The organism is Streptococcus sp. GMD4S (assembly GCF_000296955.1).
This window is the reverse complement of sequence record NZ_AJRE01000131.1, coordinates 1-2,884: the sequence shown is the minus strand read 5'-3', so window position 1 is coordinate 2,884 and position 2,884 is coordinate 1. Positions and strand designations below refer to the sequence as shown.

Annotated in this window: 6 protein-coding genes and 1 pseudogene; all 7 read left to right on the top strand. The window is 36.9% G+C overall.

Going from position 1 to position 2,884, the window contains the following annotated elements; all coding sequences use genetic code 11:
* Nucleotides 1-209 precede the first annotated feature (209 nt).
* The gene (locus GMD4S_RS07730) at nt 210-353 is read left to right on the top strand and encodes a class IIb bacteriocin, lactobin A/cerein 7B family (RefSeq protein ID WP_000180838.1); all 144 of its coding nucleotides are present in this window, start codon (nt 210-212) and stop codon (nt 351-353) included.
* Nucleotides 354-370: 17 nt separating this feature from the next.
* The gene (locus GMD4S_RS07725; protein ID WP_001052546.1) at nt 371-520 is read left to right on the top strand and encodes a class IIb bacteriocin, lactobin A/cerein 7B family; all 150 of its coding nucleotides are present in this window, start codon (nt 371-373) and stop codon (nt 518-520) included.
* 12 nt (nt 521-532) lie between these two features.
* Nucleotides 533-709, top strand: coding sequence for a hypothetical protein (locus GMD4S_RS13535; protein WP_000793177.1), 177 nt, complete (start codon nt 533-535; stop codon nt 707-709).
* Between the two features lie 149 nt (nt 710-858).
* Nucleotides 859-1,014 (top strand): hypothetical protein, encoded by a 156-nt coding sequence (locus tag GMD4S_RS13530; RefSeq protein ID WP_000661693.1) that lies wholly within the window; start codon nt 859-861, stop codon nt 1,012-1,014.
* Between the two features lie 24 nt (nt 1,015-1,038).
* The gene (locus tag GMD4S_RS07720; protein WP_001081403.1) at nt 1,039-1,251 is read left to right on the top strand and encodes a hypothetical protein; all 213 of its coding nucleotides are present in this window, start codon (nt 1,039-1,041) and stop codon (nt 1,249-1,251) included.
* Nucleotides 1,252-1,601: 350 nt separating this feature from the next.
* Nucleotides 1,602-1,796: a hypothetical protein gene (locus GMD4S_RS13755; RefSeq protein WP_001080063.1), complete on the top strand. Its 195-nt coding sequence runs from the start codon at nt 1,602-1,604 to the stop codon at nt 1,794-1,796.
* 165 nt (nt 1,797-1,961) lie between these two features.
* Nucleotides 1,962-2,884 (top strand): annotated as a pseudogene (gene comA, locus GMD4S_RS07705) (peptide cleavage/export ABC transporter ComA); the annotation flags it as partial.

Here is a 2,884-nt window from a genome sequence, read left to right as displayed (position 1 = left end):
ATGTATTTACCAATCTTATTGCCATGGTTGATCAAATGGTATTTAAAATAAATGAAATTTACCTGTTCATTTTAAATTACTTCTCGAATAGATAAGTGAGAAGAAAAGGAAGGAGAGAAGAAAATGATTTCAGTAATTTACCCAATCTGGCTATTTAAGTGGCTTAGGGGTTAAAGATTAAATATATAGAAAAAATAAGGAGAAAAAAGATGACAAATTTTGACAACATGGAACAGAACTTTGTAGCTCTTACAGAAGAAGAGTTGACGGATGTGAATGGGGGGTCGGTTACCGCTGTAGTTGTAGGAGGTGTCTTACTAATTGGTGGTATTGCTTGGGGCTATTTTATGTAATAATAAGGAGAGAAAAAATGAATTTAAATAAATGGACAGAATTGACAGAAGAAGAATTGATGAATACAGAAGGTGGCTTAATTACCATAGCCATGATTGCTGGAGGAGTAGCAATTTTCCTTGGTGGTCGATTAATTGGTCAAGATTTAAAACGTAAATTTGGATAAAAGTAGAATTGTATGAAAAATCTAAAAAATGTAATGGGAGCAGTTCTAATTATTTTTGGAGTGCTTTGCATATTGGGAGATTTAAATGTAATCACCTTTAATGTTGAAAAATATTTCCAAACAGAATTAGTTGTTCCGATCCTTATTTTGATGATGAGTTACTTGGATTTAGCTAAAGACAAGGTTTAAAGAGAACTATTTTTAGTGTATGGCAACTGCTATTGAATAGTCATCTTTTAGTTATTATCAATGAAATAAGAACTAATTTAGGAATAGTAGGGATTTTGGTTGGAGTAGCTATTGGATTAGCCAGTATTATTTAAAAAGGAGAGAGAAAAATGAAAGAAATGGATAAAAAATTTAATATCATGACAGAAGAAGATTTGGCTCTTACTGAAGGAGGCTTCATTGTCACTACTTCCACAGCAATAGCTTGGGGTGTATTAGGAGTAGCTTCTTATATGTATGGGCGTTATCTAGGAAGTAGACGTTAATCTAAATATAGAAGGAAATTAACTATGAATCGTAACCTAAATCTCAATACATTGTTACCTAAGCTAGCCACTATACTTCCTTTGTTAGGAATAGGTCTTAATCTTACGCTTCATCTAATTCGTACGGGTTCGCTAGTATCTTTTGATTGGCAATGGAGTTTAATAGGTTTGATTGTTGCAGGCTATTTTGGTATTTATTGTAAGGATTTGAAGAAAAATAATCAAAACTATAAATGATGAATCTGAATGGAAAGGATTTTGTGCATGTAAATGGCGGAGTTTTTCCACCTTGTTTTATCCAGAAACCTATCCAATTCTGCTTGGTCTGTTTTATGTAGGATACAAGTACAAAACAAAAGAAAGTACGATTGGGAATTGATGGACCATCAGATTGGAGTTTGAGATGAAAGTTGTTCAATTACTAGGAAACACTTGGCCAGAGACCACTGTATTATTTAGCTCGATGGCTTATCTAATTATTAGAATCGTGGCTAACGTAAACAAAATAAATCTACCTACGATTTCCTTGTTTTTAGTGGTTTTTATTTTACTGTGTCGGGGCCAAGGAGAAAGAAAAGGAGAATAGAATGAATAGGATTGTAAAATATGTTCTACTATTCACTTTCCTATTTTTGATGAATATTTTCATCTTTGGGATACTAGCAACTCTTGGATTTCAAGTAACAATGAGTGAAAATAGTTATATGGTGCCCCCGGTGTTTGCGTTTATCGTTTTATACACTATTCACAAAAGAAGTGGGAAATGTAAGAAATCTCTGTAATTGAATATTTTAGGCAGGACTCTTGTTCTGCCTCTTTTCTTTGACAAAAAGTGCTGTTTAGGCGTGGATATTGTTTTTTCAGAAACAATTCCCTTATTTCTTCTTCGTTTGGTTAAAATAATCTTACAAAGTTTTTAAGAGATTGTTAGAAAAAAGGAGATAGATATGAAATTTGGGAAAAGACACTATCGTCCCCAGGTGGATCAGATGGATTGTGGCGTGGCTTCCTTGGCTATGGTCTTTGGCTACTACGGTAGTTATTACTCCTTGGCTCATCTACGAGAGTTGGCCAAGACGACTATGGATGGGACGACTGCTTTGGGTGTTGTAAAGGTAGCAGAGGAGCTTGGCTTTGAGACGCGTGCTATCAAGGCGGATATGACGCTCTTTGACTTGCCAGATTTGACCTTTCCCTTTGTGGCCCATGTGCTCAAGGAAGGGAAGCTGCTCCACTACTATGTGGTGACAGGTCAGGATAAAAAGCACATTCATATCGCCGATCCAGATCCCAGTGTTAAGCTGACCAAGATTTCCCGTGAGCGTTTTGCGCAAGAATGGACAGGGGTCAGTCTCTTTATGGCGCCATCTCCAGACTATAAACCCCATAAGGAGAAAAAACAGGGACTCCTATCCTTCTTGCCAATATTATTCAAACAACGTGGCTTAATTGCCAATATCGTCCTAGCGACACTCTTGGTGACCCTGATTAACATTGTAGGTTCTTATTATCTGCAGTCTATCATTGACAGTTACGTACCAGACCAGATGCGCTCGACACTGGGTATTATCTCTATTGGGCTGGTTATCGTCTATATCCTCCAGCAGATTTTGTCTTATGCGCAGGAATACCTCTTACTTGTTCTGGGTCAACGGTTGTCCATTGATGTGATTTTGTCCTACATCAAGCATGTTTTTCATCTGCCGATGTCCTTTTTCGCGACACGCAGGACAGGAGAAATCGTATCTCGTTTTACAGATGCCAACAGTATCATCGATGCGTTGGCGTCGACCATTCTGTCGATTTTCCTAGATGTGTCGACGATTTTGATTATCTCGCTGGTCTTGTTTTCACAAAATATGACACTCTT

Coding starts and splice junctions, on each gene's coding strand:
- GMD4S_RS07730 (WP_000180838.1), top strand. CDS start 210: ATGACAAATTTTGACAACATGGAACAGAACTTTGTAGCTCTTACAGAA.
- GMD4S_RS07725 (WP_001052546.1), top strand. CDS start 371: ATGAATTTAAATAAATGGACAGAATTGACAGAAGAAGAATTGATGAAT.
- GMD4S_RS13755 (WP_001080063.1), top strand. CDS start 1,602: ATGAATAGGATTGTAAAATATGTTCTACTATTCACTTTCCTATTTTTG.
- GMD4S_RS13530 (WP_000661693.1), top strand. CDS start 859: ATGAAAGAAATGGATAAAAAATTTAATATCATGACAGAAGAAGATTTG.
- GMD4S_RS13535 (WP_000793177.1), top strand. CDS start 533: ATGAAAAATCTAAAAAATGTAATGGGAGCAGTTCTAATTATTTTTGGA.
- GMD4S_RS07720 (WP_001081403.1), top strand. CDS start 1,039: ATGAATCGTAACCTAAATCTCAATACATTGTTACCTAAGCTAGCCACT.